General features: G+C 66.4%; 18 protein-coding genes. 12 read left to right on the forward strand and 6 right to left on the reverse strand.

Annotation, left to right across the window (positions count from 1 at the left end; translation table 11 throughout):
- The first annotated feature begins 30 nt into the window (after positions 1 to 30).
- The 4 genes from prpF (at position 31) to pbpC (ending at position 10,476) form a co-directional block, all read left to right on the forward strand.
- Positions 31 to 1,209: a 2-methylaconitate cis-trans isomerase PrpF gene (gene prpF / locus GIW57_RS07910; RefSeq protein WP_100460047.1), complete on the forward strand. Its 1,179-nt coding sequence runs from the start codon at positions 31 to 33 to the stop codon at positions 1,207 to 1,209.
- A 148-nt stretch (positions 1,210 to 1,357) separates the two neighbouring features.
- Positions 1,358 to 2,818, forward strand: a complete 1,461-nt coding sequence (locus GIW57_RS07915) for a bifunctional 2-methylcitrate dehydratase/aconitate hydratase (RefSeq protein ID WP_236509859.1) — start codon at positions 1,358 to 1,360, stop codon at positions 2,816 to 2,818.
- 301 nt (positions 2,819 to 3,119) lie between these two features.
- A complete protein-coding gene (locus tag GIW57_RS07920; protein WP_236509862.1) occupies positions 3,120 to 8,042 on the forward strand; it encodes an alpha-2-macroglobulin in 4,923 nt (1,640 codons plus the stop codon).
- Positions 8,043 to 8,091: 49 nt separating this feature from the next.
- Positions 8,092 to 10,476 carry a penicillin-binding protein 1C gene (gene pbpC, locus GIW57_RS07925; RefSeq protein WP_089236466.1) on the forward strand — a complete coding sequence of 795 codons (2,385 nt, stop codon included), beginning with the start codon at positions 8,092 to 8,094 and terminating at the stop codon, positions 10,474 to 10,476.
- A gap of 284 nt (positions 10,477 to 10,760) precedes the next feature.
- Here pbpC and GIW57_RS07930 read toward each other — a convergent pair whose 3' ends face one another.
- A complete protein-coding gene (locus GIW57_RS07930) occupies positions 10,761 to 11,348 on the reverse strand; it encodes a ferritin-like domain-containing protein (protein ID WP_236509865.1) in 588 nt (195 codons plus the stop codon).
- A 30-nt stretch (positions 11,349 to 11,378) separates the two neighbouring features.
- Positions 11,379 to 11,861 (reverse strand): peroxiredoxin, encoded by a 483-nt coding sequence (locus GIW57_RS07935; protein ID WP_100460042.1) that lies wholly within the window; start codon positions 11,859 to 11,861, stop codon positions 11,379 to 11,381.
- A gap of 258 nt (positions 11,862 to 12,119) precedes the next feature.
- On the opposite strand from GIW57_RS07935, the gene GIW57_RS07940 reads away from it, so the two are divergent.
- On the forward strand, positions 12,120 to 13,016 hold the full coding sequence (locus tag GIW57_RS07940; protein WP_236509868.1) for a DnaJ C-terminal domain-containing protein: 897 nt from the start codon (positions 12,120 to 12,122) through the stop codon (positions 13,014 to 13,016).
- 367 nt (positions 13,017 to 13,383) lie between these two features.
- Here GIW57_RS07940 and pilH read toward each other — a convergent pair whose 3' ends face one another.
- Both pilH and GIW57_RS07950 read right to left on the reverse strand, forming a co-directional pair.
- Positions 13,384 to 13,755: a twitching motility response regulator PilH gene (pilH, locus tag GIW57_RS07945; protein ID WP_005410644.1), complete on the reverse strand. Its 372-nt coding sequence runs from the start codon at positions 13,753 to 13,755 to the stop codon at positions 13,384 to 13,386.
- 88 nt (positions 13,756 to 13,843) lie between these two features.
- The gene (locus GIW57_RS07950; protein WP_236509869.1) at positions 13,844 to 14,839 is read right to left on the reverse strand and encodes a YhdH/YhfP family quinone oxidoreductase; all 996 of its coding nucleotides are present in this window, start codon (positions 14,837 to 14,839) and stop codon (positions 13,844 to 13,846) included.
- A gap of 152 nt (positions 14,840 to 14,991) precedes the next feature.
- Between GIW57_RS07950 and hflK the strand changes: the two genes are divergently transcribed.
- From hflK to GIW57_RS07980, 6 genes are all read left to right on the forward strand, one after another.
- Positions 14,992 to 16,128, forward strand: a complete 1,137-nt coding sequence (hflK, locus tag GIW57_RS07955; protein ID WP_100460039.1) for an FtsH protease activity modulator HflK — start codon at positions 14,992 to 14,994, stop codon at positions 16,126 to 16,128.
- Complete coding sequence (locus GIW57_RS07960) at positions 16,125 to 16,988, forward strand: protease modulator HflC (RefSeq protein ID WP_236509872.1); 864 nt, start codon at positions 16,125 to 16,127, stop codon at positions 16,986 to 16,988. The genes hflK and GIW57_RS07960 overlap by 4 nt, the downstream gene beginning before the upstream one ends.
- A 67-nt stretch (positions 16,989 to 17,055) precedes the next feature.
- Positions 17,056 to 17,241 (forward strand): DUF2065 family protein, encoded by a 186-nt coding sequence (locus GIW57_RS07965; protein WP_089236459.1) that lies wholly within the window; start codon positions 17,056 to 17,058, stop codon positions 17,239 to 17,241.
- A 314-nt stretch (positions 17,242 to 17,555) separates the two neighbouring features.
- Positions 17,556 to 18,848, forward strand: a complete 1,293-nt coding sequence (locus GIW57_RS07970) for an adenylosuccinate synthase (RefSeq protein ID WP_025877044.1) — start codon at positions 17,556 to 17,558, stop codon at positions 18,846 to 18,848.
- 162 nt (positions 18,849 to 19,010) lie between these two features.
- Positions 19,011 to 19,655 (forward strand): hypothetical protein, encoded by a 645-nt coding sequence (locus tag GIW57_RS07975; RefSeq protein WP_236509933.1) that lies wholly within the window; start codon positions 19,011 to 19,013, stop codon positions 19,653 to 19,655.
- 274 nt (positions 19,656 to 19,929) lie between these two features.
- Positions 19,930 to 20,355, forward strand: coding sequence for a DUF4259 domain-containing protein (locus GIW57_RS07980; RefSeq protein ID WP_236509875.1), 426 nt, complete (start codon positions 19,930 to 19,932; stop codon positions 20,353 to 20,355).
- Between the two features lie 4 nt (positions 20,356 to 20,359).
- Here the strand turns inward: GIW57_RS07980 and GIW57_RS07985 are convergent, their stop codons facing one another.
- Together GIW57_RS07985 and GIW57_RS07990 are read right to left on the reverse strand one after the other, a co-directional pair.
- Positions 20,360 to 20,998: a M23 family metallopeptidase gene (locus GIW57_RS07985; protein ID WP_236509878.1), complete on the reverse strand. Its 639-nt coding sequence runs from the start codon at positions 20,996 to 20,998 to the stop codon at positions 20,360 to 20,362.
- Positions 20,999 to 21,002: 4 nt separating this feature from the next.
- A complete protein-coding gene (locus GIW57_RS07990) occupies positions 21,003 to 21,968 on the reverse strand; it encodes a L,D-transpeptidase (RefSeq protein ID WP_236509881.1) in 966 nt (321 codons plus the stop codon).
- A 234-nt stretch (positions 21,969 to 22,202) separates the two neighbouring features.
- Here GIW57_RS07990 and GIW57_RS07995 point away from each other — a divergent pair, with 234 nt between their 5' ends.
- The gene (locus GIW57_RS07995) at positions 22,203 to 24,329 is read left to right on the forward strand and encodes a methyl-accepting chemotaxis protein (RefSeq protein ID WP_236509883.1); all 2,127 of its coding nucleotides are present in this window, start codon (positions 22,203 to 22,205) and stop codon (positions 24,327 to 24,329) included.
- Positions 24,330 to 24,345: the final 16 nt, after the last annotated feature.

Consider the following 24,345-nt stretch of genomic DNA (forward strand, 5'->3'; position numbering starts at 1 on the left):
GGGCCGTCTTTCATTGCAAGGAATCGATCCATGGCATTTCTCCCGCAACTCCGTATTCCCGCCACCTACATGCGCGGTGGCACCAGCAAGGGCGTGTTCTTCCGCCTGCAGGACCTGCCCGAAGCCGCGCAGGTGCCAGGCGCCGCACGCGATGCGCTGCTGATGCGCGTGATCGGTTCGCCCGACCCGTATGGCAAGCAGACCGACGGCATGGGCGGTGCGACGTCCAGCACCAGCAAGTGCGTGATCATTTCCACCGCTTCGGTGCCCGACCACGACGTGGATTACCTGTACGGCCAGGTGTCGATCGACACCGCATTCGTGGACTGGAGCGGCAACTGCGGCAACCTCAGCACCGCCGTCGGCCCGTTCGCCATCGCCAACGGCCTGATCGATGCGGCCCGGGTGCCGCGCGATGGCCTGTGCACCGTGCGCATCTGGCAGGCCAACATCGGCAAGACGATCATCGCCCACGTGCCGATGCGCGATGGTGAAGTGCAGGAGATCGGCGATTTCGAGCTGGATGGGGTGACCTTCCCGGCCGCTGAGATCCAGTTGGAGTTCATCGATCCGTCCGACGATGGTGATGCTGGCGCGATGTTCCCCACCGGCAACCTGGTTGATACGCTGGACGTGCCGGGCGTGGGCAGTTTCGAGGTGACGATGATCACCGCCGGCATCCCGACCATTTTCCTCAACGCTGCCGACCTCGGTTACACCGGCACCGAGTTGCAGCCGGCGATCAATGAAGACAAGGCGGCGCTGGAGCGCTTCGAGAAGATCCGTGCCTACGGCGCCTTGCGCATGGGCCTGATCCAGACGCTGCAAGATGCGGCGACCCGCCAACACACGCCGAAGGTGGCTTTCGTTGCCCCCGCGCAGAACTACGTGTCGTCCAGCGGCAAGGCGATCCCTGCTGCGGACATCGATCTGCATGCACGCGCGCTGTCGATGGGCAAGCTGCACCACGCGATGATGGGTACCGCTGCAGTGGCCATCGGTACCGCCGCGGCAATCCCCGGCACGCTGGTCAATCGTGCGGCCGGTGGCGGCGAGCGTGAGTCCGTGAATTTCGGGCATCCCTCGGGCACGCTGCGCGTGGGCGCGCAGGCGGCGCTCGTTGACGGCCAGTGGACAGTGTCCAAGGCCATCATGAGCCGCAGCGCCCGCGTGCTGATGGAAGGCAAGGTCCGGGTCCCCGCCGAGTGATGGGCTGGTCGGTGGTGGCATCACATGCTTCGGTAGATGCCAACCTTGGTTGGCATGGAGTAGGCAGCGCCGGGTAAACGTCCGCGCCAACCAAGGTTGGCGACTACCGGGTCTGGCGTGGTCCGGCAAACCCACGAGGAGATCGACGATGTCCGAAAATCAGATCCCATCCAACGCGCGTGCAGCCTGGGATGCGCTGCTGGTGGACATCGTCGACTACGTGCGTGACACCCGCATCGATTCGCCGCTGGCGTTCCAGACTTCGCATCACTGCCTGCTCGATACGCTGGGCTGCGGGCTGGAGGCGCTGTCCTTCCCCGCCTGCAGCAAGCTGCTGGGTCCGCTGGTGCCGGGCATCAGCGTGGCCAATGGCGCGCGTGTCCCCGGCACCAACTTCGTACTCGATCCGGTGCAGGCGGCCTTCAACATCGGTGCGATGGTGCGCTGGCTGGATTTCAATGACACCTGGCTGGCCGCCGAATGGGGCCACCCCTCGGACAACCTGGGGGGCATCCTCGCCGTAGCCGACTGGCTCGGCCGCAATGCGGCTGCGTTGCGACGCCCACCACCGACCGTGCACGACGTGCTGCTGGCGATGATCAAGGCGCACGAGATCCAGGGCGTGTTGGCGCTGGAGAACTCCTTCAACCGGGTCGGCCTGGACCACGTGCTGCTGGTCAAGGTGGCCACCACCGCCGTCGTCGCGCAGATGCTCGGGTTGGACCGCGAGCGCATGCTCAATGCGGTGTCGCTGGCCTGGGTGGATGGGCAGGCGCTGCGCACCTACCGGCATGCGCCCAACACCGGCTCGCGCAAGAGCTGGGCAGCCGGTGACGCGAGCAGCCGCGGCGTGCGCCTGGCGTTGATGGCCGCCACCGGCGAGATGGGCTACCCCAGCGTGCTCAGTGCACCGACCTGGGGCTTCGAGGCGGTATCGATGCATGGCCAGGCGCTGACCCTCGGCCGCCCTTTCGGCAGCTACGTGATGGAAAACGTGCTGTTCAAGATCAGTTTCCCGGCCGAGTTCCACGGGCAGACGGCGGTGGAGGCAGCGGTCCTGCTGCACCATCAGTTGCGCGCGCTGGGGCGGAAGGTCGAGGACATCGAGCACATCGCGATCCGTACCCAGCAAGCCTGCATCCGCATCATCGACAAGCAGGGGCCGCTGCATAACCCCGCCGACCGCGACCACTGCGTGCAGTACATGGTGGCCATCGCGCTGCTGCATGGGCGGCTGGTGGCCGAGGATTACGAGGACGACATGGCTGCCGATCCGCGCATCGACACGCTGCGGGCGAAGATGACCTGCCATGAAGACCCGCAGCTCAGCGCCGATTACCTGGATCCCGACAAGCGCAGCATCGCCAACGGCCTGAGCGTGCGTTTCAGTGATGGCAGCGCGCTGCCGGAGGTGCTGGTGGAGTATCCGCTGGGCCACGCGCGCCGGCGCGAAGAAGGTATCCCGCTGCTGATGGACAAGTTCCGCCGGCACCTGGCCCACCGCTTCCCGACTGCCCAGCAACAACGCATCCTGGCCGCCTCGCTGGACCCGGTCGCGTTGGCGGCGATGCCGGTGACCGACTATGTGGACCTGTACCTGCCGGGGTAGGGCCCGCTCCGACGCTCCACCGGGCAGCCGCGCTGGACCTGCTCTGGTAGATGCCAACCTTGGTTGGCTCAGCGTCGGCAGCGGGCGCGTGACGGACAGCGCCAACCAAGGTTGGCAACTACCGGGTTTCCGGACCTGCTCTGGTAGATGCCAACCTTGGTTGGCACAACGTCGGCAGCGGGCGCGTGACGGACAGTGCCAACCAAGGTTGGCGTCTACCGGGTTTCCGGTGCCGGGTGCCGGGCGTCAACGCCTTGACGCGGCGGCCCTATAATGGGCACCTCGATCAAGGAGTGACGACATGAGCGGTCCGGCACGGCGGATGCGGTGGGGATGGACGGCAGCTTTGCTGGCAGGAGGCCTGTTGCTGGGCCTGGCCGGTTGCCGCAACGACAGCGGACAGCTGCCCAAGGCCAGCGGCGAGGCCATCGCCACCAAGGCCGAGCAGGTGAAGGAGTTCACCCTGTTGCGTGCCTACCCGGACCAGAAAAGTGAAGGCCTGTCGCTGGCGCTGGAGTTCTCGCGCCCGTTGGTCGGCACCCAGGACTTCGACAAGCTGGTGCGCTTCGAAGAGAAGGTCGGCAACGATGACAGCAGCTGGACCCTGTCCGATGACGGCCTGACCCTGCGCTACCCGTTCGTCGAAGCCGGCAAGGAATTCAGTCTGGTGGTCTCGCCGGACCTGCTGGCCGCCGATGGCAGCCGCCTGGGCAAGGAACTGAAGCAGAAGGTGTTCAGCGGCGAGCTGAAGCCGGTGGCCGGTTTTGCCTCGCAGGGCAGCGTGCTGCCTGCCAAGGACAGCCGTGGCCTGCCGGTGGTGTCGGTGAACGTGCCGGAAGTCGATGTCGAGTTCCTGCGCGTGCGCGAAAAGGACCTGCCGACCTTCTTCAGCCAGTACCAGCGCGGCGGTCGCCGTGGCAGCTGGGAACTGAGCAGCGACTACGAGCGCAGCCCGATCAACAAGCTGGCCGAGCCGGTCTACGTCAACCGCTTCATTCTGGGTGGCAAGCAGAACGAGCGCGTGCTGACCTACCTGCCGACCCAGGACATCAAGGAGCTGCAGGAGCCGGGCCTGTATTTCGCCCTGCTCAAGCGTACCGGTGACTACGAAGGCGAGTTCGATACCGCGTTCTTCTCGGTCAGCGACATCGGCCTGCACACCCGCGCGTACAAGGACAAGCTGTTCGTACACACGGCCGCACTCAAGGACGGTGCATCGCTGAAGGGCATCGACCTGCGCGTGCTCGATGCCAAGGGCGAGGTGGTGCTGAAGGGCAGCACCGACAGCAACGGCAATGCGCTGCTGAACTACACCCTGGATGCCACCCACGTGCTGGTGGCCAGCAGCGGCAAGGACACCAGCTTCCTGCCCTTCAACCAGCCCGCGCTGGACCTGAGCGAGTTCGCCGTGGCCGGCCGTGACAACGCCTGGTTCGATGTCTACGCCTGGTCGGGCCGCGACCTGTACCGCCCGGGTGAGACGGTGCGCCTGTCCGCGCTGCTGCGCGACAACGACGGCAAGCCGGTCGGCGGGCCTGGTAAAAGCGTCCAGCCGGTGTTCCTGCGCCTGAAGCAGCCCGACGGCAAGACCTTCCGCGAAACCCGCGTGCAACCGGGCGAACAGGGCTACATCAATTTCGAGCAGACCATTCCTGCCGAGGCGCCGACCGGGCGCTGGCAGGTCGAGTTCCGCACCGACCCGGCCAGCAAGGAAGCGATCCAGGGCATGACCCTGCGCATCGAGGAGTTCCTGCCCGAGCGCATGAAGCTGGACCTGGACAGTGCCCAGAAAACGCTGAAGCCGGGTGAAGACCTGCGTCTGCAGGCCAACGGTGCCTATCTGTATGGTGCCCCGGCCGATGGCAACCGCTTCACCGCGCGCATGGCGGTGGCGGCCGAACAGAAGCCGGTGGAGGGGCTGCCGGGTTACTTCTTCGGCGACCCGACCCTGCAGCTGCCGCGCGAAGCCAAGGATGTGATCGACACCACGCTGCCGGCCAATGGCCAGCTGCGCGAAGACGTGTCGTTGCCGGAAGAAGCGACCAAGGCGAAGGCGCCGATCGCGGTGGTACTGTCCGGCAGCCTGTATGAAACCGGTGGCCGCACGGTCACCCGCACCCTGAAGCGGGTGGTGTGGCCGGCCGCCGCACTGGTCGGCGTGCGCCCGCTGTTCAATCCGGACGATGGCGCTGATTCCAACGGCAACGCGCGCTTTGAACTGATGCGCGTGGATGCGGACGGCAAGCCGCAGCCGGCCAAGGGCCTGAAGATCACCCTGGTGCGCGAGCTGCGCGACTACCATTGGACCTTCAACGACAACCGCTGGGATTACGATTTCAGCCGCCGTTTCGAGAACAAGGAAACCCGTACCGTCGATGCGGGCGGCAGCGCGGTCGCCTTCGACTTCCCGGTGGAGTGGGGCGAGTACCGGGTGGACGTGTTCGATCCGTCCACCGGCCTGACCAGCCGCTATCCGTTCCGCGCCGGCTGGAGCTGGGGCGATGACAACCGTGGCCTCGATGCCCGCCCGGACAAAGTCAAGCTGGGCCTGGACAAGACCGGCTACAAGGCCGGCGATACCCTGGAAGTGACGGTGACCCCGCCGCACGCCGGCAAGGGTGTGTTGATGGTCGAGACCGACCGCATGTTGTACGTGCAGGACATCGACGCCAAGCCCGGTGCCACCTACAAGATCCCGGTCACTGCCGATTGGGAGCGCCACGACGTCTACATCACCGCGCTGGTGTTCCGCGGTGGCAGTGCGCCGAGCAAGATCACCCCGGCCCGCGCGGTGGGTGTGGTGCACGTGCCGATGGACCGCAAGGGCCGCACCGTGGCCGTCGGCCTGGTCGCACCCAAGCAGATGCGACCGGAGCAGGACCTGCCGGTGACGGTCAGTGCACCGCAGCTGGCCGGCAAGGCCGCGCACGTCACCGTTTCGGCGGTGGACGTGGGCATTCTCAACATCACCCGTTTCCCGGTGCCGGATGCCGGCGCGCACTTCTTCGCCCAGCGTCGCCTTGGCATCGATGCCTATGACATCTACAGCCGGGTGATCGAGAGCTTCGACGGCAGCAGTGGCAAGCTGAAGTTCGGTGGTGACATGGCGCTGCAGGCGTTGCCGCAGGCCAAGCGACCGACCGCACGGGTACAGACCGTGGACCTGTTCTCCGGCCCGGTGCAGCTCGATGCCAAGGGCATTGCCCGCATCCGCCTGAAGGTGCCGGATTTCAATGGCACCCTGCGTGTGTCGGCGCTGGTCTACAGCGATGACCAGTACGGCAAGCGGGATGTGGAAACCGTGGTGCGCGCGCCGATCCTGGCCGAGGCCAGCATGCCGCGCGTGCTCGCCCCGGGCGACCGCAGCACCGTCACCCTGGACGTGCAGAACTTCACCGGCAAGCCCGGTCAGTTCAACGTGCGCGTGGACAGCGAAGGCCCGCTGAGCCTGAGCGAAGGCACCCGTAGCGTGCAGCTCAATGCTGATGCCAAGACCACGTTGAGCTTCCCGTTGTCGGCGCGCGAGGGCCACAGCGTGGCCAAGGTTCGCGTGCGCGTGGATGGCAACGGCTTCAAGGCCGACCGCCGCTACGATCTGCCGGTACGCGCGGCGTGGCCGCAGGTGCTGCGCTCGCAGGTGCGCACGCTCGATCCGCTGGCTGCGGTGAGCCTGGATGGCAGCCTGATGGACGGGCTGATGTCCGAATCGGTCAATGCCCGCCTGCTGGTCAGCCCGCTGCCGCCGATCCCGTTCGCCAGCGCGCTGCAGGGCGCACTGAACTACCCGTACGGCTGCGCCGAACAGACCACCAGCAAGGGCTACGCCGCGCTGATCCTGGACCAGGCCACGTCGTCCATGCTCGGCGCTGATGGCCTGGACGCGAAGACCCGTCGCGAGCGCATGGAAGGTGCGTTCGGTCGCCTGGCGTCGATGCAGGTGGCCAACGGCAACTTCTCGATGTGGGGTGACGATGGCTACGTGAACCCGTGGCTGACGCCGTACATCGCCGAGTTCCTGCTCGATGCCAAGGACGGTGGTTTTGCGGTGCCGGACAACGTGCTGCAGAAGGCGCTGAACCGCCTGAGCGAAGACCTGCTGTCCGGTGGCAACCAGTTCTACGGCCAGGAAAAACGCGAAAGCCTGAAGTTCGCCAACCAGGCGTACTCGGGTTACGTGCTGGCCCGCGTCAATCGCGCGCCGCTGGGCACCCTGCGCACGCTGTACGACAACGAACGCAGCAAGGCCGTGGGTGGCCTGTCGCTGGTGCACCTGGGCGTGGCACTGTCGCTGCAGGGCGATGCCAAGCGTGGCCAGGCTGCTCTTGCGGCCGGCTTCGCCAAGTCCAGCAGCGAACGCCCGTCGTACTTCGGCGACTACGGCAGTGCCGTACGCGACGACGCACTGATGATCGCGCTGACCCACGAAAACAAGTTGGCCAAGCCGGCATGGGATGCACGCGCGGTCGATCTTGGCCGCGGCCTGGATGCGCGCCGCAACAGTGGCTGGATGTGGCTGAGCACGCAGGAACAGGTGGCCATCGCCCGCCTCGGCAAGGCGTTGGCTGCCAACCAGAAGGCACTGGTGGCCGGTGAGCTGGTGATCGGTGGCAGCATTGAGGCCATCGGCGAGCGCAAGCTGTTTGGCCGCAACTTCGACGCAGGGCAGCTGGCCGCGGGCGTGCGCTTCACGCCGCAGGGGCAGCCGCCGATGTTCGCCAGCATCGACGTGGCCGGCATCCCGCGCAGCGGACCGGCACCGGACAACAGCGTGATCGGCGTCGAGCGCAGTTACTTCGGCACCGATGGCAAGCCGTGGTCGCCGCGTCCGCTGAAGGAGGGCGAAGCGCTGATCGTGCGCGTCACCGTCACCGCCGACAGCGAGATGCCCGATGCGTTGCTGACCGACCTGCTGCCGGCGGGCTTGGAGATCGAGAACCTCAACCTGGGCGATGCCAAGCAGTGGGCCGATGTGGTGGTGGATGGCATCACCATCAGCGACCGCAGCGAAGCGGCCGATACCAAGCACGAAGAGTTCCGCGATGACCGCTACGTGGCGGCGCTGAAGCTCTCGCGTGGCAGCAAGGCCAATGTGTTCTATCTGGTGCGTGCGGTCACTCCGGGTACCTACACGGTGCCGCCGTCGCTGGTGGAGGACATGTACCGGCCGCAGCTGCGTGGCGTCGGCCGCAGCAACCCGACCACGTTGACGGTGGTACAGCCGTGATCGTGCGGACGGGCCGCGACGGCGCGGCCCGTCCCACAGGATGCCGTGGATGAAGGTGGGATCTCTGAAAACGCGGCTGCCGCGCCTGCGGCAGCGGCTGCAACCGCTATGGCCGTGGCTGCGCTGGGGCACCGCAGCATTGCTGGCGCTGTTGCTGGTGCTGGATGTCGTCTTTCCGCCACCGTTGCCGAAGCAGCGCGATACCAGCACGCTGGTGGTTGCCGCTGACGGCAGTCCGTTGCGTGCGTTCGCCGACGCCGAGGGCGTGTGGCGCTATCCGGCGTCGGTCGACAGCGTCTCGCCGCTGTACCTGCAGGCGCTGCTGACCTACGAGGATCGCTGGTTCTGGCAGCATCCGGGCATCAATCCGCTGGCGATCCTGCGTGCCAGCGGGCAGTTGCTGCGCGGTGGCCGCATCGTCTCCGGTGGCTCGACCCTGACCATGCAGGTCGCGCGCATTCTGGATCCGCATACACGCACCCCCTGGGGCAAGCTGAAGCAGATGCTGCGTGCGGTGCAGCTGGAAGTGCACCTGTCCAAGCGCGAGATCCTTGCGTTGTATCTGGAGCGCGCGCCCTACGGTGGCACCATCGAAGGCGTGGAAGCGGCCAGCTGGGCCTATCTGGGCAAACCGGCCGCGCAGCTTTCGCATGCCGAGGCCGCGCTGCTGGCGGTGCTGCCACAGGCGCCCAGTCGCTTGCGCCCGGACCGCCATCCTGAAGCGGCACAGAAGGCGCGCGACAAAGTGCTGGCGCGCATGGCCGAGCTCGGCGCGTGGACGCCGGACGAAGTGGAAGATGCGCGCATCGAGAACGTGGTTGCACGCTCGCTGCGCCCGCCGCTGCATGCCGCACTGCTGGCCCAGCGGCTGCACTCCGCGCATCCGGGGCAGGCGCGGATCCAGAGCAGCATCGACATCGGCCTGCAGCGCACCCTGGAAGAGCGCGTGGCCAGCTATTTCTCCACGCTGCCCGAGCGCACCTCGGCGGCGCTGCTGGTGGTCGACAACCAGACCCTGCAGGCGCGTGCCTACGTCGGCACGCTGTCTTTCGGTGATCGGCAACGGCTGGGTCACGTGGACATGGTGCAGGCCTGGCGTTCCCCGGGCTCCACGCTGAAGCCGTTCCTGTACGCGATGGCACTCGATGATGGCCTGATCCATTCCGAGAGCCTGCTGGTGGATGCGCCGCAGAGTTTCGGCAACTACCGGCCGGGCAACTTCGACATGGCCTTCAACGGACCGATCAGTGCCGCCAGTGCCTTGCGTCTGTCGCTGAACGTGCCGTCGGTCGACCTGCTGCAGCGGGTGGGCGCTGCACGCTTTGCCGCGCGGCTGTCGCATGCTGGCATCCAACTGCGTTTCCCGCCGGGCAGCTCGCCGAATCTGTCGCTGATTCTTGGCGGCACCGGCGCGCGCCTGGAAGACCTGGTCGGTGCGTTTGCCGCGCTCAATCGCAACGGCATTGCCGGCCGCGTGCGCTACACCGATGACGAACCGATGATCGAGCGCCGGCTGGCGTCGCCCGGTGCCAGCTGGATCGTGCGCGAGATGCTGGAATCGAACCCGCGCCCGGGTTACGGCGTTGGCACGTTCGATGTTGGCGGGCGGCCGCGCGTGGCCTGGAAGACCGGCACCAGCTATGGCTACCGCGATGCGTGGGCGATCGGCAGTACCCGCCACTACACCGTGGGTGTGTGGGTGGGGCGGCCCGATGGCACGCCCTTGCCGGGCCAGTACGGTGCGGTCACGGCGTTGCCGCTGATGTTCGAAGTGGTCGACAGCCTGCCGCGCCAGCGCGGCGATGCGGCGGCCGCGCCGATGCCGGCCAGCGTGACCGAGGCGGACATCTGCTGGCCGACCGGTGAACTGGCCGAAGCGTTGCCCACCGAGCTCTGCCAGCGACGCCTGTCGGCTTACCTGCTGGACGGTGCTGCGCCGCCCACGTTCCCGGAGCGCGACGCGCGGCGTTGGCAGCCCGGTCGTCAGCGTTATCTGGCCGACGCGCGCACCGGCCTGCGGGTATCGGCCGACTGCAGCGCACCGCATGAAGAAGTCGCGCGTGAGATCGCGCGATGGCCGGCGCTGCTGTCACCCTGGCTGCCCAAGGCCACGCGCGATGCCTCACAGCTTCCCGCGTTGTCGCCGGACTGCCGCGACGATGGTCGCGAGGCCAGCGTGGCCCTGCATATCGATGGCCTCAACGAGGGTGCGACGCTGGCGCGTGCGCCGAATGCCGAGCATGGTGTACGCCTGCAGCTGCGCGCATTGGGCAGCGAGCAGGCCGTGGATTGGCTGCTGGATGGCCGCTGGATCGCGCAGACGCGCGGTGCGCAGCTGATGCAGCGAGAGTTCGCCGATCCGGGGGCGCATACGTTGACCGCGCTGGCCGCTGACGGCGCCTGGACGCAGGTACGGTTCAACGTCCTCAGGTAGCTGCCGATCTTGGCCATGACCCGGCGCTACCGATGCACCATGGCCCGGTAGGTGCCAACCTCGGTTGGCACGCACAGAAGCTGCCCACCAAGGTGGGCGACTACCAGAGCGTTCGCCGGGCATGGCCCGGCGCTACCGATGCATCAGGCCCCGTTCGATATGCATGGCCCGGCACCCCTGATGCACCATGACCCGGTAGATGCCAACCTTGGTTGGCACGCACAGAAATTGCCCACCAAGGTGGGCAACTACCAGGGCGTTCGCCGGGCATGCATGGCCCGGCACTATTCCCCGATCCAGCCCTCCAGCAGGTCGGCGAACTCATCGGCGTGCTCCTCCTCCTGCGCCAGGATCTCTTCCAGGATGCGCTTGGTGGTGGTATCGCTGTCGCCGATGAAGTTGATCATCTCGCGGTAGCTGTCGATGGCGATGCGCTCGGCCACCAGGTTCTCGCGGACCATGTCGCGCAGGTCGCTGCCTTCCTTGTATTCGGCGTGCGAGCGTGCGGTCAGCGTATCCGGATTGAGGTCCGGCTCGCCGCCCAGTTGGACGATGCGCTCAGCCAACTTCCCAGCATGTGCCTGCTCCTGCTGCGCGTGTTCCAGGAACTCGGCCTTCACCGCATCGGCCAGCATGCCCTTGGCCATGAAATAGTGCCGGTAGTAGCGCAGCACGCACACATACTCGGTGGCCAGCGCGTCGTTCAGCAGCTTGATCACCACCTTGCGGTCGGCGCTGTAGCTGTCGGTGATCGCCCCATCCTTGATGTTCTTCCGCGCCCGCTCGCGCAGGGTCTGGCGATCGCTGATGCCATCGATCCTGGCGGACGGAGAGGTGTTGCTGGCTCTGGCTTTGGCTGGCTTGTTGGACATGGCTGGCCGGTTTCCTTTGCAGTCAGGGGTTCAAGTTGGAAGGTGCTCCAGCACATGCTCGGCCGAAGACACCTCGAACTGTCCGGGTTCCTCGATCCAGGCTGCGCGTACCGTGCCGTCCACCACGTACAGGGCAAAGCGGCGCGAACGGATGCCCATGCCCGAGGCACTGGCATCGAGCTCCAGGCCAAGCGCGCGGGTCAATTCGGCGTTGCCATCGGACAACATCAGCAGCCCGTCGGGCACATGCTGGTCGGTAGCCCAGGCCTTCATCACGAACGGATCGTTGACCGCCATGCAGTACACATCGATGCCGCGCTTGCGGAAGGCATCGAACGTTTCCACGTAGCCAGGCAGGTGACGCGCCGAGCAGGTGGGGGTGAAGGCACCGGGCACGGCGAACAGCACCACTTTGCGCCCGTCGAACAGGGCGTGGGTATCGAGGGTCTCGATGCCTTCGCGGATGCGTTTGAGGGTGACTTCCGGAATGCGGTCGCCGACATGGATGGTCATGGGAACTCCTTGCTGGATGAGGGTAGGGGCCAGGAGGGGACGGACGCGTCAAGACATTGGAAAACCCATGTATACACCCCATTTCCGTCGTCCGCGGCGGGCTGTCAGCCACAGCATGGGGCAGGGCGATGGCAGGCGCATTGCGCTGGATCAGTCGGCCTCACCATTGCCGCACGACCGGCGGCGTAGCATCGCCGGCGCGTAGAATGAACCCGGGGCGGCGCCACCGGTGCCGCCGAAGCGAATCGAGGTAGCTGGATGGAATTCAAGGATTATTACGCCACCCTGGGGGTGGAACCGAGCGCGGGCGAGGCGGAAATCAAGACCGCTTATCGCCGGCTGGCACGCAAGTACCACCCGGACGTCAGCAAGGAGGCCGGGGCCGAAGACAAGTTCAAGGCCATCAACGAGGCCTACGAGGCGTTGCGCGATCCCGAGAAGCGCGCGGCCTATGACCAGCTGCGCGCGCAGGGCTATCGCCCGGGCGAGGAATTCAACGTGCCGCCGAACTACGGCGGCGGCGGTTTCAATTTCGAGGAAGTATTCGGTGGTGGTGGCGGTGGCCCCAACGGTGGCTTCAGCGACTTCTTCGAGAGCCTGTTCGCGCGCCAGCGCGGCGGCCAGGGCGCGGGCCCCGGTCCGGGCTTCAGCAGCCACGGCCACGCGCCCAACCGTGATACCCGGGCCAAGCTGTCGGTACCGCTGGAGGCGGCCTACAACGGCGATAGCCTGCGCATCACCGTCAACGGCAAGCAGCTGGACGTACGCGTGCCCAAGGGCATCCGTCCCGGGCAGGTGATCCGCCTGGCCGGGCAGGGCAACCACGGCGGCAACCTGCTGCTGGAAGTGGAGTACGCCGCGCATCCGCAGTTCGAGGTCGACGGCCGCAACATCCTGTACACGCTGCCGGTCACCCCCTGGCAGGCGGCGCTGGGCACCAGCATCAGCGTGCCGACCCTGGGCGGAGCGGTGGAACTGAAGATTCCGGCCGACTCCGATGCCGGTCGCAAGCTGCGCCTGCGTGGGCGTGGCCTGCCGGGCAGCCCGGACGGCGATCAGATCATCGAGCTGGAGATTGTCGCCCCGGCGGCGACGGACGAAGCGCAGAAGAAGGCCTATCGGAATCTGGCCAAGGCGTTTGGCGAAACGATCTGAGATCTGCTTCGGTGGGTGCGGCGGCAAATCGGTCCGAGGGTAGTGCCGGCCGCTGGCCGGCAGAGCCGTGCCAACCAAGGTTGGCATCTACCAGAGCGCGGTGCCAACCAAGGTTGGCATCTACCAGAGCGCGGTGCCAACCAAGGTTGGCATCTACCAGAGCGCGGTGCCAACCAAGGTTGGCATCTACCAGAGCGCGGTGCCAACCAAGGTTGGCATCTACCAGAGCGCGGTGCCAACCAAGGTTGGCATCTACCAGGGCGCGGTGCCAACCAAGGTTGGCATCTACCAGAGCGCGGTGCCAACCAAGGTTGGCATCTACCAGAGCGCGGTGCCAACCAAGGTTGGCACCCACCAGAGCGGTGTATCAGCCCTGGCCGGCGAACACCCGCTCCAGCACTTCGGACAGTTCGTCTTCCGAGAACGGCTTGGTGATGTAGGCCTTGGCACCCTGGCGCATGCCCCACATGCGGTCGGTGTCCTGGTCCTTGGTGGTCACCAGGATCACCGGAATGTGCCGGGTCGCTTCATCGCGGGCGAGGGTGCGGGTGGCCTGGAAGCCATTGAGGTTGGGCATCACCACGTCCATCAGCACCAGGTCGGGCAGCTCGGCCTTGGCGGTCTCCACCCCGGCCGCGCCATCGGTAGCGGTCAGGATCTGGTGCCCGAGCTTCTCGACGATGCGCTGTATCCCCAACAGCTGCGACGGTGAGTCGTCGACGATCAGAATGCGTGCCATGTTGTTCCCCATGTGATGCCGGAAGTGTAGTGCCGGCATCCTGTTGGCGGGAGGGCAACAGCTGCCGTCCGTCGCCTGCCTGCGACGTTCAGTCGATCCGCACCACCGTGCGGCCAAGCGAGCCGCCCGCCAGCATGCGATCGAACACCGCGGGCAGGCCGTCCAGGCCGACTTCGGCGGTGCAGATGCGGTCCAGGTGCTGCGGTTTCCACACGTCGCCCAGGCGTGCCCACACTTCTTCGCGCAGCGCGCGCGGGGCATTGGCCGACGAAACACCAAGCAGCGAGACACCGCGCAGGATGAAGGGCATCACTGTCATGTCCAGCGTCGGGCTGGCGGCCAGGCCCGCACTGACCACGCTGCCATAGGGCACGGTCTGTGCCAGCAGACTGGCCAGCATCGACCCGCCGGCGTTGTCCAGGCCTCCACCGAAGCGTGCCGACTGCAGCGGCCCGGTGTCGGCAAGGGCATCACGCGGCAGCACTTCGGCAGCGCCGATGCCGCACAGCAAGTCGGTCTGCTCCGGTTTGCCGCTGATCGCGTGCACGGCATAGCCGGCGCGGCTGAAGATGTCCACGGCCAGGGCGCCGACCCCACCGCTGGCGCCGGTGACCGCCAGTGGCCCAAGCTCGGGTGTCTGCCGGTTGTCCTGCAGGCGCAGCAGCGCCAGCGCGGCGGTGAAGCCGGCCGTGCCCAGCACCATCGCTTCGCGCGGGCTCAGGCCTGCCGGCTGGGCGATGACCGCGCTCGATTCCAGTCGCACGTACTGGCTGTAGCCGCCATCACGGGTTTCGCTGAGGCCGCAGCCGGTGGCCAGTACCGCATCGCCCTCGCGCCAGGCCGGATCGGTGGAGGCGACCACCGTGCCGGCCACGTCGATGCCGCCCACCAGCGGGAAGCGCCGCAGGATCCGGCCTTTGCCGGTGCCTGCCAGGGCATCCTTGTAGTTGACCGAGGACCAGTGGGCACGGATCAGTACCTGGCCGGGGTTGAGGTCGTCCAGACGCAGCGATATCAGACCGCTGCGGTAGCCGGCGTCGTCTTTTTCGATGCGGAAGGCGGTGAACGGGGCGGTGGGGGCCATCGGCGTTGCCTGACTTCGAGGAAAACGCCACCTTACCCGTTCGGGGGCCTTTCAATCCTGCCGGCCAGCCCCATCTTGTATGATCGGTAGTGGTTCATGGCTGGCGTTGCGGGAAGGGCCCGCGTCGCAGCCCACATCTTGATGGAGCGTGCATGGCCTGGAATACACCCGGCGGCAACAAGGGCGGACAAGGCCCCGAGGACAATCGACGCGGGCCGTTCGGGTCGCGCGGCGGTGGCAATGGTGGCGGCTGGGGCGGATTGCCCGGACCGCTGAAGGATCTGTTCGACGGCGGCATCCTGCGTTGGGTGGCGGCAGCAGTGGTCCTGCTGGTGCTGTTCTCCAGCTTCCAGCTGATCGGCGAACAGCAGCGTGGCGTCGTGCTGCGCTTCGGCCAGTTCTCGCGCATCCTGACCCCAGGCCCGAACTTCAAGTTGCCCTGGCCGATCGAATCGGTCACCAAGGTCAACGCCACCGAGATCAAGACCTTCTCGATCCAGGTGCCCGTGCTGACCCGCGACGAGAACATCGTCAACGTCTCGTTGAACGTCCAGTACCGCATCGATGACCCGCAGCAGTATCTGTTCGGCACCGTCGATGCCAACCAGGTGCTGGAACAGTCGGCGCAGAGCGCGGTGCGCGAGGAAGTCGGCCGCGCCGACCTCAACGCCGTACTGAACAACCGTGGCCCGCTGGCCGTGGCCGCTGAAGAACGCCTGCAGACATTGCTGGCTGCCTTCAAGACCGGTCTGACCGTGACCGGCCTGACCCTGCAGGACGCCCGTCCGCCGGAGGAGGTCAAGCCGGCCTTCGACGAGGTCAACGGTGCCCAGCAGGTCAAGGAGCGCCTGATCAACGAAGCCCAGGCCTATGCGGCCAAGGTCGTGCCTGAAGCGCGTGGCCAGTCCTCGCGTGCCCGTACCACCGCCGAAGGCTACAAGCAGGCCGTGGTATCCAAGGCCGAGGGTGATGCCCAGCGCTTCAGCCTGCTGCAGGCCCAGTACAAGGAAGCACCGGAAGTCACCCGCAAGCGCCTGTGGCTGGAAACGGTGCAGCAGGTGTTGAGCGAGAACCGCAAGGTCATCGGCGGCGATGGCCGTCAGCTGATCTACGTGCCGATGACCGGCGATACCCGTGCCAGCACCTCGGCACCGGCGCCGGTACCGAACCCGGATGTGGTGATGCCGTCGCTGCCGGGTACCACGGCAGTGGAAGCTTCCCGTGATCCGGGCCGGCCGGTGGGCCGCCCGACCGGGCGTTCGAGCGGCCGTGAGGAGGGCAGCCGATGAGAAATTCAATGTGGATCGCCGTTGTCGTAGCGGCGCTGCTGGGCCTGCTGGGTTCGGTGTACGTGGTCCGCGAGGACCAGACCGCCATGGTCCTGAACCTGGGCAAGGTGGTGCGTTCGGACATCAAGCCGGGCCTGCACTTCAAGCTGCCGGTGGTGGAAACGGTGCGGGTGTTCGACCGCCGCTTCCAGGTGCTGGACACCGCGCCGGCACGTTACTTCACCGCCGAGCAGAAGGACGTCAGCGTCGACTTCTTCGCCATCGGTTACATCTCCAACGTGGGTGATTACTTCCGTGCCACCGGTGGCGATCCCCGCATCGCCAATGCCCGCCTGGCACCGATCATCACCGACTCGCTGCGCAACCAGATCAACTCGCGCACCCTGCAGCAGCTGGTCTCCGGCGACCGCAGCGAGCTGATCGCCGAGCAGCTGAAGGGGATCAACGAAGCCGTTGCCGGCCTGGGCATGCAGATGATCGACCTGCGCATCAAGCAGGTGGACCTGCCGACCGACAGCCAGGTGATCAATGACGTGTACGAGCGCATGCGCGCCCAGCGCAAGCAGGAAGCCGCCAAGCTGCGTGCCGAAGGCGAGGAGCAGTCGCTGACCATCCGCGCCCAGGCCGACCGTGACAGCACCGTGCTGATCGCAGAAGCCGAACGCGATGCCCAGCGCCTGCGTGGTGAAGGCGATGCCGAGGCCGCGCGCATCTACGGCAAGGCCGGTTCGGCTGACCCGTCGTTCTACGCGTTCTACCGCAGCCTCGAGGCGTATCGCGGCTCGATGACCGACGGTAACGGCGTGATCGTGCTGGACAAGAACGACCCGTTCCTGCAGTACCTCAAGAACGATCGCTGAGTCCGCACGGCAGTACCTCACGGGGCCCGGCCATACGCCGGGCCCCGTGCTTTTCCGGAGTTCCCCCATGAAAGATCTGTTCGCCGCCGTCTGTCTGGTCGCGGTGCTGGAAGGCCTGTTGCTGTTCGCCGCCCCCGTGGCCTGGAAGCGCATGGCCGAACGCCTGCTGGACCTGCCCAGCCCGGCCCTGCGCAGCTTCGGTGGCCTGGTCCTGCTGGCCGGGCTGAGCCTGCTGTGGTGGGTGCGGCACTGAGGGCCCGGCACGGCCGGCCGCGTCTTGCTCTGGTAGATGCCAACCTTGGTTGGCACTGCCGGCCAGCGGCCGGCACTACCGGAAAGGCCGGCCTGACCGGCCGGTAAAGCCCGCCCTCAAAAAGGTGGCAGCCGACCCCGGAAACCCGGATAATGCACAAAAGCCGGACGGGCCTCCCCGTTCGGCTTTTTCCGTGTCTGGGCCTTCCATCGCCGGCCGCTCCCCGTTTGGAGCCGCCACCCAAGCGCTGGCCAGCCCCGCTGCGGTTTACCCGTCCGCGGCCCCGATGGCCGCAACAAATAGAGGAACCCGTCATGGGTCAGTCTGTCGTAGTGCTTGGTGCCCAGTGGGGCGATGAAGGCAAGGGCAAGATCGTCGATCTGCTCACTGAGGAAATCGGCGCGGTCGTGCGCTTCCAGGGCGGCCACAATGCCGGCCACACCCTGGTCATCAACGGCAAGAAGACCGTCCTGCACCTGATCCCGTCGGGCATCCTGCGTGACGATGCGCTGTGCCTGATCGGCAACGGCGTGGTGATCTCGCCGGCCGCGCTGCAGAAGGAAATCGCCGAGCTGGAAACCTCCGGCGTGGAAGTGCGTTCGCGCCTGAAGATCTCCCCGGCTGCGCCGTTGATCATGCCGTACCACATCGCCCTGGACCAGGCGCGCGAACGCGCTGCCGGCGGCAAGGCGATCGGCACCACCGGCCGTGGCATCGGCCCGGCCTACGAAGACAAGGTGGCGCGTCGCGGCATCCGCATCGCCGACCTGCATTACCCCAAGCAGCTGGAAGAACTCCTGCGCACCGCGCTGGATTATCACAACTTCGTGCTGACCAAGTACCTGAACACCGACGCGGTCGATTTCCAGAAAACCTTCGACGAGGCGCTGGCCTTCGGCGAGTACGTGCAGCCGATGAAGTCCGACGTTGCCGGCATCCTGCATGACCTGCGCAAGCAGGGTAAGCGCGTGCTGTTCGAAGGTGCGCAGGGCGCGCTGCTGGACATCGACCACGGCACCTACCCGTACGTCACCAGCTCCAACACCACTGTCGGTGGTGCGCTGGCCGGTGCCGGCGTCGGCGCTGATGCGATCGACTACGTGCTGGGCATCGCCAAGGCCTACGCGACCCGCGTTGGCGGTGGCCCGTTCCCGACCGAGCTGGACGATGAAATCGGCCAGGGCATCCGCGACCGCGGCGCCGAGTACGGTGCCTCGACCGGTCGCCCGCGTCGTTGCGGCTGGATGGACATCGTCGCCCTCAAGCGCGCGGTGGCCATCAACGGCATCAGCGGCCTGTGCATCACCAAGCTGGACGTGCTGGACGGCATGGAAAAGCTGAAGGTCTGCATCGCCTACGAATACAACGGCAAGCGTACCGAGTACGCGCCGCTGGACGCGCAGGGCTGGGAGGAGTGCACCCCGGTGTACCTGGAGTTCCCGGGCTGGACCGAGAACACCCACGGCATCACCAACTGGGACGACCTGCCGCCGGCCGCACGCGCCTACCTGCGTTCGCTGGAAGAGCTGGCCGGCTGCCCGATCAGCATCGTCTCCACCGGCCCGGACCGCGACCACACCATGGTCCTGCAGGATCCGTTCGCCTGAGTGATGCGGCGATGCCAGGCTCTGCCTGGCATCGCTGCCGCACGGGTAGCGCCGGGCCATGCCCGGCGTCGCTGAAAGAAGAAGCCCCGCGAAAGCGGGGCTTTTTCGTTAGTGTGTACGCAGTGCCAGCAGGGAAGCGGACCGATGACCGGCGATGTCAGCGTGAAAGGGACGAAGGTGCTGCGGATCACCCTGTGGGTGTTCTGGGGCCTGTGGGCAGCCGCCTGTGTGGTGCTGGCGGTGGGCGCTGTGGCCAACCACCTTGCCTCTCGCACCCAGTCCCTGCCGCTTGTGCTGAGCCCCGGAGCGAGCGCGGAGATCACGGTCTACCGCTTCATTGACGATCGCCTGCGGTTGCGGTTGCGCTACCCGCCCAACGCTGCCGACCCGGCCCTCGACCCCGACGTGCTGCTGCGCATCGAAACGCCCAACGAGCACGCGGACTTCCGCGCAAGCGTGCGATCAGGCCCGCCCGCGACGGATGTCGTGCGCAGGGTGGAAACCGTTGAAACAGCAGGTTTCACCGCCGCTTACTTCGGCTATGGCCGCGGTGACGCATTGCCCCGTGGCCGATCCTGGCTGCGGGTGACCGTGCTGGAAGTGGAGCCGACGCTGGTCGGCAGGCCGGCAACCGTCGAGCTGCAACCGCCGCTGGATTTCCTGAAGCTGACCGACCTGGACTACATCTGGCTGTGGCCATTCTTCTTCTGGAAAGTGGTGGCGCTGTTGCTGCTGGTTCCAGGTATCGCACTGGTGATCTTCACCATCGCGCTGCGGCGGGGGCGACGCCGGTCTCCGCTGCGGTAGCGCTGGGCCATGCCCGGCGTTCCTGCAGAAGGAAGCCCCGCACAAACAGGGACTCTTTCGCTCGTCGGCGCGGATTGTTGTCGCATTTTGCCTTGGATCAGTGTGGTGCGACAGGCAGGGGCTTGATAGGAAGCACCGTGTGCCAACGGTTGGCGTCGTGGATGTTGCCCAGCATGCGGCCTGCGTTCGTGGCGTCTTGTCGACCGTCGCATGATTGGTGACTGCCGCGCGGGTCCTGCGCGGTGGTATCTGCCAACCAACGAGGAGAAATCACATGGGCGCATGGGGACACGGTTCGTTTGAGAACGACGACGCGTGCGATCTGGTCTGCGATCTGACGGAATGTACGGATCTGTCGATGTTGGAGGAAGCACTGCGCGCGGCCATCAACCCCGATGATTACCTGGAGGCACCCGAAGCAGGCAGGGCGGTCGCGGCGGCTGAGGTGGTGCTGGCGCTGCTGGGCCAACCGATGGCTGCCCTTGCTGAGGAAGAGGAACTACTCGCCTGGGTGAACGCACGCAATCAGGTACCCTCGGCCACACTGTTGTCGCTGGCGCAACTCGCTGTGCAGCGGGTACAGGCCGAGGACTGCGAATTGCGGGAATTGAAGGAGGAATCCGATTCGCTCGACGAATGGATGGCCGAAGTGAACAGGCTGCAGGCAGGCCTGCGCGCTGCAAGTAGCGCAGCCAGTTGATGCATCAGCGGTCGGCCGTCTGCAGCAATGGATATGGGTTGAGCGATTCGCCCTTCCACCACTGTTTTTCAGGCCCCAGCGCGTGCACTTCGAAATGCAGGTGTGGGGCCTCGGGGTTGGCATTGCCGGTGCTGCCGACGTAGCCGATCACATCGCCGCGCTTGATGGTCTGCTTCTCGGCCAGGCCGTCGGCGTAGCGCTGCAGGTGCGCGTAGTAGTAGCACCAGCGGCCGCTCGGTTCGAACTGGTAGATTGTCAGGCCGCCGCGTTTGCTGTCGAACAGTTTTTCGACATGGCCATCGGCCACGGCCAGCACCGGCGTGCCGGTAGCGGCCATGATGTCGATGGCATCGTGCACACGGCCTTCGCTGCGTGCGTCGGTGAAGGTGTCCTGCAGTTGCGACGGCGCAATGCCCTGTACCGGCAGCAGCAAGCCGGAGGGCGTGTCGCCCGTTGCTGTTGGGGCGGTTGCAGCGGTTGCCGTCGCTGCCTGCTGCGCGGGTACGGCAGGTGCGTGGTCCGCCGCAACCACTGCAGGAGGGTGGACAGCCGCGCCATCGGACGGTTCGCCATCGCGCTGCAGCCACCACCCGGCGGCCACGCCCATCACCAGTCCCAGCACGATCAGTTGCGCAAGTCGCATCCGCTTACTCCTGCATCACCACGACTACCGACGTATCCACCGCCGCGGCCACGCGCAGCGCATCCCAGTTGGTCATGCGCACGCAGCCGTGCGATTCGGTCTTGCCGACGTGGCCGGGCACCGGCGTGCCGTGCAGGCCGTAATGCGGCTTGGACAGGTCGATCCAGACCCGGCCGACCGGATTGTTCGGGCCGGGCGGAATCGTCGCCTTGCGATCGCCCTTCTTCGCGTCCCAGAACAGCTTCGGGTTGTAGTGGAATGGCGGGTCCGGGTACACCCCGAGGATCTTCCACTCACCGATCGGCAGCGGGTCGTGCTCGCTGCCCGACGACACCGGCACCTGCGCGATCACCTTGCCCTGCGCATCCAGCAGCTGCAGGGTGGAGTCGGATTTGTCGACCACCAGCTTGGCCGCCTTGGGCAAAGCTGCAGGCGCAATGTTGGGGACCTGGATGCGGCTGCCGGCCTTGCCCAGATCTACGCCGGGATTGAGTGCCTTCAGCAGCTCCGGGGCGGCATGGAAACGCTCGCCCAGTGATTCTTCGACACTGCTGAAGCCCAGTGATTTCAGCTTGGCCTGTTCGGCCGGCTTCTTCGGGATGGCGACAAAGGGACCGGCCACGTCTTCGGCCGTCAGCGTATAGCTGGCCAGCGGAGTGACCGTATCGGCCTGCAGCGCTTTCCAGGTAGCGTCGTCCAGGTCACCGCTGACGGTCAGCCCGTGCGCGGCCTGGAAGCCGGACACCGCACGCCGCTGGTTGCTGCCCAGCTCGCCGTCGATCTCGCCCGGAGAGAAATTCGCACGGTCGAGCAGGACCTGCGCGTGCAGGGGCGAGTGCGCCGCCGTGTCAGGGCCGGCTTTCTCGGCAATCGGTGCTGGCAGGCCGGCGGGTGGCGGGGCCTGCGCGAAGGCGGGCGACATCAGCAGCGAAAGAGCAAGCAGGGCGGGGCGGCATACGGGCATGGACATCTCCAGGCAGATAACGCCTTCACCCTGCCTGCAAACGCTGCGTAGCTGCCGTGAAAAGGAACTGATGCCGGCATGAGCAGCCGGGTCGCATCGCTACGCCAAAGACCCACCGCAGAAGGGGAGGGCGGCACCTCACCAAGGTGAACGGCTTCCGACGCAGGCGAGCGTGGGGCGATCAAGATTCCCGGTCGACAGGCCGATATGGGCGCATCCCCCCCGTTTTGGATTCACCCCATGAACTACTTGAGGAACGTCAGGGTTGCCTGGCGTCTTGGGCTTGGCTTTGGCCTGTTGTTGCTGCTGGTTGCCGCCGTGGTCGCTACCGGCGCTACCGCCACCACCGTGCAGAAGCGCGCGATGGAGCAGGTGGTCGAGGTTGGCGTAGCCAAGGTACGGCTGCTGTCGGAGATGCTCGATGCCAACAACCAGATGATGGTCGTGCGCCGCGAGATGCTGATCCGCCAGGGCGAAGACCGTGCCAACGACGAGCAGCGCATCGCCGATCTGGTCAAGCGCTACGAGGCCAGCTGGACTGCCTACCAGGCCCTGCCCGGCGATGCCGAGGGCAAGGTGATCGGCGAGACCATCGCCGCCAAGCGTGCGCTCGCCCGTCCGCTCAACAAGCAGACCAGCGAACTGATGGAGCAGGGCGATTTCCCCGCTGCCGTGGCGCTGACCCTGGGGCCGGTGCAGGAAGCGGCCAATGGCTGGAACAAGGCCCTGGCCGATGGCGTGGCCTATGAGGAAAAGGAAAGCCGCGAGGCCGCTGCCGAGGCGATCCGCCTGGGCGAGCGCAGCCTGCTGCAGCTGCTGGCGCTGGGCGGCGTGGCCCTGCTGGTCGGCATCGCCGCGTCGGTGTTGATTGGCCGCAGCATGACCGGCCCGCTGGCGCGTGCGGTGCAGCTGGCCGAGCGCCTGTCGAAGGGCGAGCTGGACCAGGAATTCCGTCTTGGCGGTCGTGACGAGCTGACCCAGCTTGGCGAGGCCATGGCCAGCGTGCGCCAGAGTGTGCAGGCGGCGATCGGCGCGCAGCTGCAGATGGCCGAGCAGCATGAAGCCGGTGCGATCCGTTACCGGATGGATGCCAGCGCCTTCCCCGGCGACTTCGGTCGCATGGTGCAGGCCACCAACCATCTGGTCGAATCGCACGTGCAGGTGCAGCTGCTGATGGCCGAGGTGATGCAGCGCTATGCCATCGGCGATCTCAGCCGCGATCTGCCCGAGTACCCCGGCGAGAAGGGCACGTTGACCCGCACCCTGGCGGCGGTGAAACAGAGCCTGATGGCGATCAACGCGCAGATCGATGAACTGGCCCGTGCCGCGCGCGCCGGCGATTTCAGCATGCGTGGCGACGCTGCTGCATTCCAGTACCAGTTCCAGGCGATGGTGAACCACCTCAACGGCATGATGGCCAGCTCGCAGGCCAGCATCGCCGATGTCTCCGACGTGCTGCGCGCCATCTCGCATGGCAACCTCACTGCGCGCATGGACGGCGAGTACGAAGGTGTTTTCGCGCGCATGCGTGACGACGCCAACACCACCACCGCGCAGTTGACCGGCATCGTGCGCGGCATCCAGGTAGCGGCCGACAGCATCAACAACGCGGCACAGGAACTGGCCGCTGGCAACAACGATCTGTCGCGCCGTACTGAACAACAGGCTGCGAATCTGGAAGAGGCTGCCGCCTCGATGGAAGAGCTGACCTCGACCGTGCGCCAGAACGCCGAGCTGGCCCGCCAGGCCGACAGCGAAGCGCACGCGGCCGGTGTCGCCGTGCGTGAGACCGAGCAGGCCATGGCACAGATGGCGACCGTGATGGGCGAGATTGATCAGTCTTCCGCGCGCATCTCGGAGATCTCCACGGTGATCGATGGCATTGCTTTCCAGACCAACATCCTGGCGTTGAATGCCGCGGTGGAAGCAGCGCGCGCCGGTGAACAGGGCCGCGGCTTTGCCGTGGTCGCCAGCGAAGTGCGGACGCTGGCGCAGCGTGCGGGCGTCGCCGCCAAGGAGATCAAGGAATTGATCGAAGACGCGGCCGCCAAGGTGCAGAGCGGCCTGGCGGTGACCGTGCAGTCGGAAGCTGCCATTGCGCGCGTGGCGCAGGCCAGTTCGCGTACCACCCTGCTGATGAGCGACATCGCCGCCGCCAGCAAGGAACAGGCGGCTGGCATCGAACAGGTCAACCAGGTGGTGGTGCAGATGGACCAGGTGACCCAGCAGAACGCGGCCCTGGTGGAAGAAGCCACCGCTGCCAGCCGCGCGCTGGAAGAGCAGGCACATGCACTGACCACGTCGGTGTCGGTGTTCCAGGTGGAGCAGCGTGTGCAGAAGAACGGGTCCGATCTGCGCGCAGCCTAAGGTAGAACTGCCGGCG

This window comes from Stenotrophomonas sp. PA-6-5C (assembly GCF_021605635.1).
Classification (GTDB): Bacteria; Pseudomonadota; Gammaproteobacteria; order Xanthomonadales; family Xanthomonadaceae; genus Stenotrophomonas; species Stenotrophomonas lactitubi.

What these genes read in the sequence shown, in the direction of transcription:
- GIW57_RS07995 (WP_236509883.1), top strand. Translation starts at nt 22,203, where the DNA reads ATGAACTACTTGAGGAACGTCAGGGTTGCCTGGCGTCTTGGGCTTGGC.
- GIW57_RS07935 (WP_100460042.1), bottom strand. Translation starts at nt 11,861, where the DNA reads ATGACCATCCATGTCGGCGACCGCATTCCGGAAGTCACCCTCAAACGC.
- GIW57_RS07985 (WP_236509878.1), bottom strand. Translation starts at nt 20,998, where the DNA reads ATGCGACTTGCGCAACTGATCGTGCTGGGACTGGTGATGGGCGTGGCC.
- GIW57_RS07960 (WP_236509872.1), top strand. Translation starts at nt 16,125, where the DNA reads ATGAGAAATTCAATGTGGATCGCCGTTGTCGTAGCGGCGCTGCTGGGC.
- GIW57_RS07990 (WP_236509881.1), bottom strand. Translation starts at nt 21,968, where the DNA reads ATGTCCATGCCCGTATGCCGCCCCGCCCTGCTTGCTCTTTCGCTGCTG.
- hflK (WP_100460039.1), top strand. Translation starts at nt 14,992, where the DNA reads ATGGCCTGGAATACACCCGGCGGCAACAAGGGCGGACAAGGCCCCGAG.
- GIW57_RS07915 (WP_236509859.1), top strand. Translation starts at nt 1,358, where the DNA reads ATGTCCGAAAATCAGATCCCATCCAACGCGCGTGCAGCCTGGGATGCG.
- GIW57_RS07965 (WP_089236459.1), top strand. Translation starts at nt 17,056, where the DNA reads ATGAAAGATCTGTTCGCCGCCGTCTGTCTGGTCGCGGTGCTGGAAGGC.
- GIW57_RS07930 (WP_236509865.1), bottom strand. Translation starts at nt 11,348, where the DNA reads ATGTCCAACAAGCCAGCCAAAGCCAGAGCCAGCAACACCTCTCCGTCC.
- pbpC (WP_089236466.1), top strand. Translation starts at nt 8,092, where the DNA reads ATGAAGGTGGGATCTCTGAAAACGCGGCTGCCGCGCCTGCGGCAGCGG.
- pilH (WP_005410644.1), bottom strand. Translation starts at nt 13,755, where the DNA reads ATGGCACGCATTCTGATCGTCGACGACTCACCGTCGCAGCTGTTGGGG.
- GIW57_RS07950 (WP_236509869.1), bottom strand. Translation starts at nt 14,839, where the DNA reads ATGGCCCCCACCGCCCCGTTCACCGCCTTCCGCATCGAAAAAGACGAC.
- prpF (WP_100460047.1), top strand. Translation starts at nt 31, where the DNA reads ATGGCATTTCTCCCGCAACTCCGTATTCCCGCCACCTACATGCGCGGT.
- GIW57_RS07940 (WP_236509868.1), top strand. Translation starts at nt 12,120, where the DNA reads ATGGAATTCAAGGATTATTACGCCACCCTGGGGGTGGAACCGAGCGCG.
- GIW57_RS07970 (WP_025877044.1), top strand. Translation starts at nt 17,556, where the DNA reads ATGGGTCAGTCTGTCGTAGTGCTTGGTGCCCAGTGGGGCGATGAAGGC.
- GIW57_RS07980 (WP_236509875.1), top strand. Translation starts at nt 19,930, where the DNA reads ATGGGCGCATGGGGACACGGTTCGTTTGAGAACGACGACGCGTGCGAT.
- GIW57_RS07920 (WP_236509862.1), top strand. Translation starts at nt 3,120, where the DNA reads ATGAGCGGTCCGGCACGGCGGATGCGGTGGGGATGGACGGCAGCTTTG.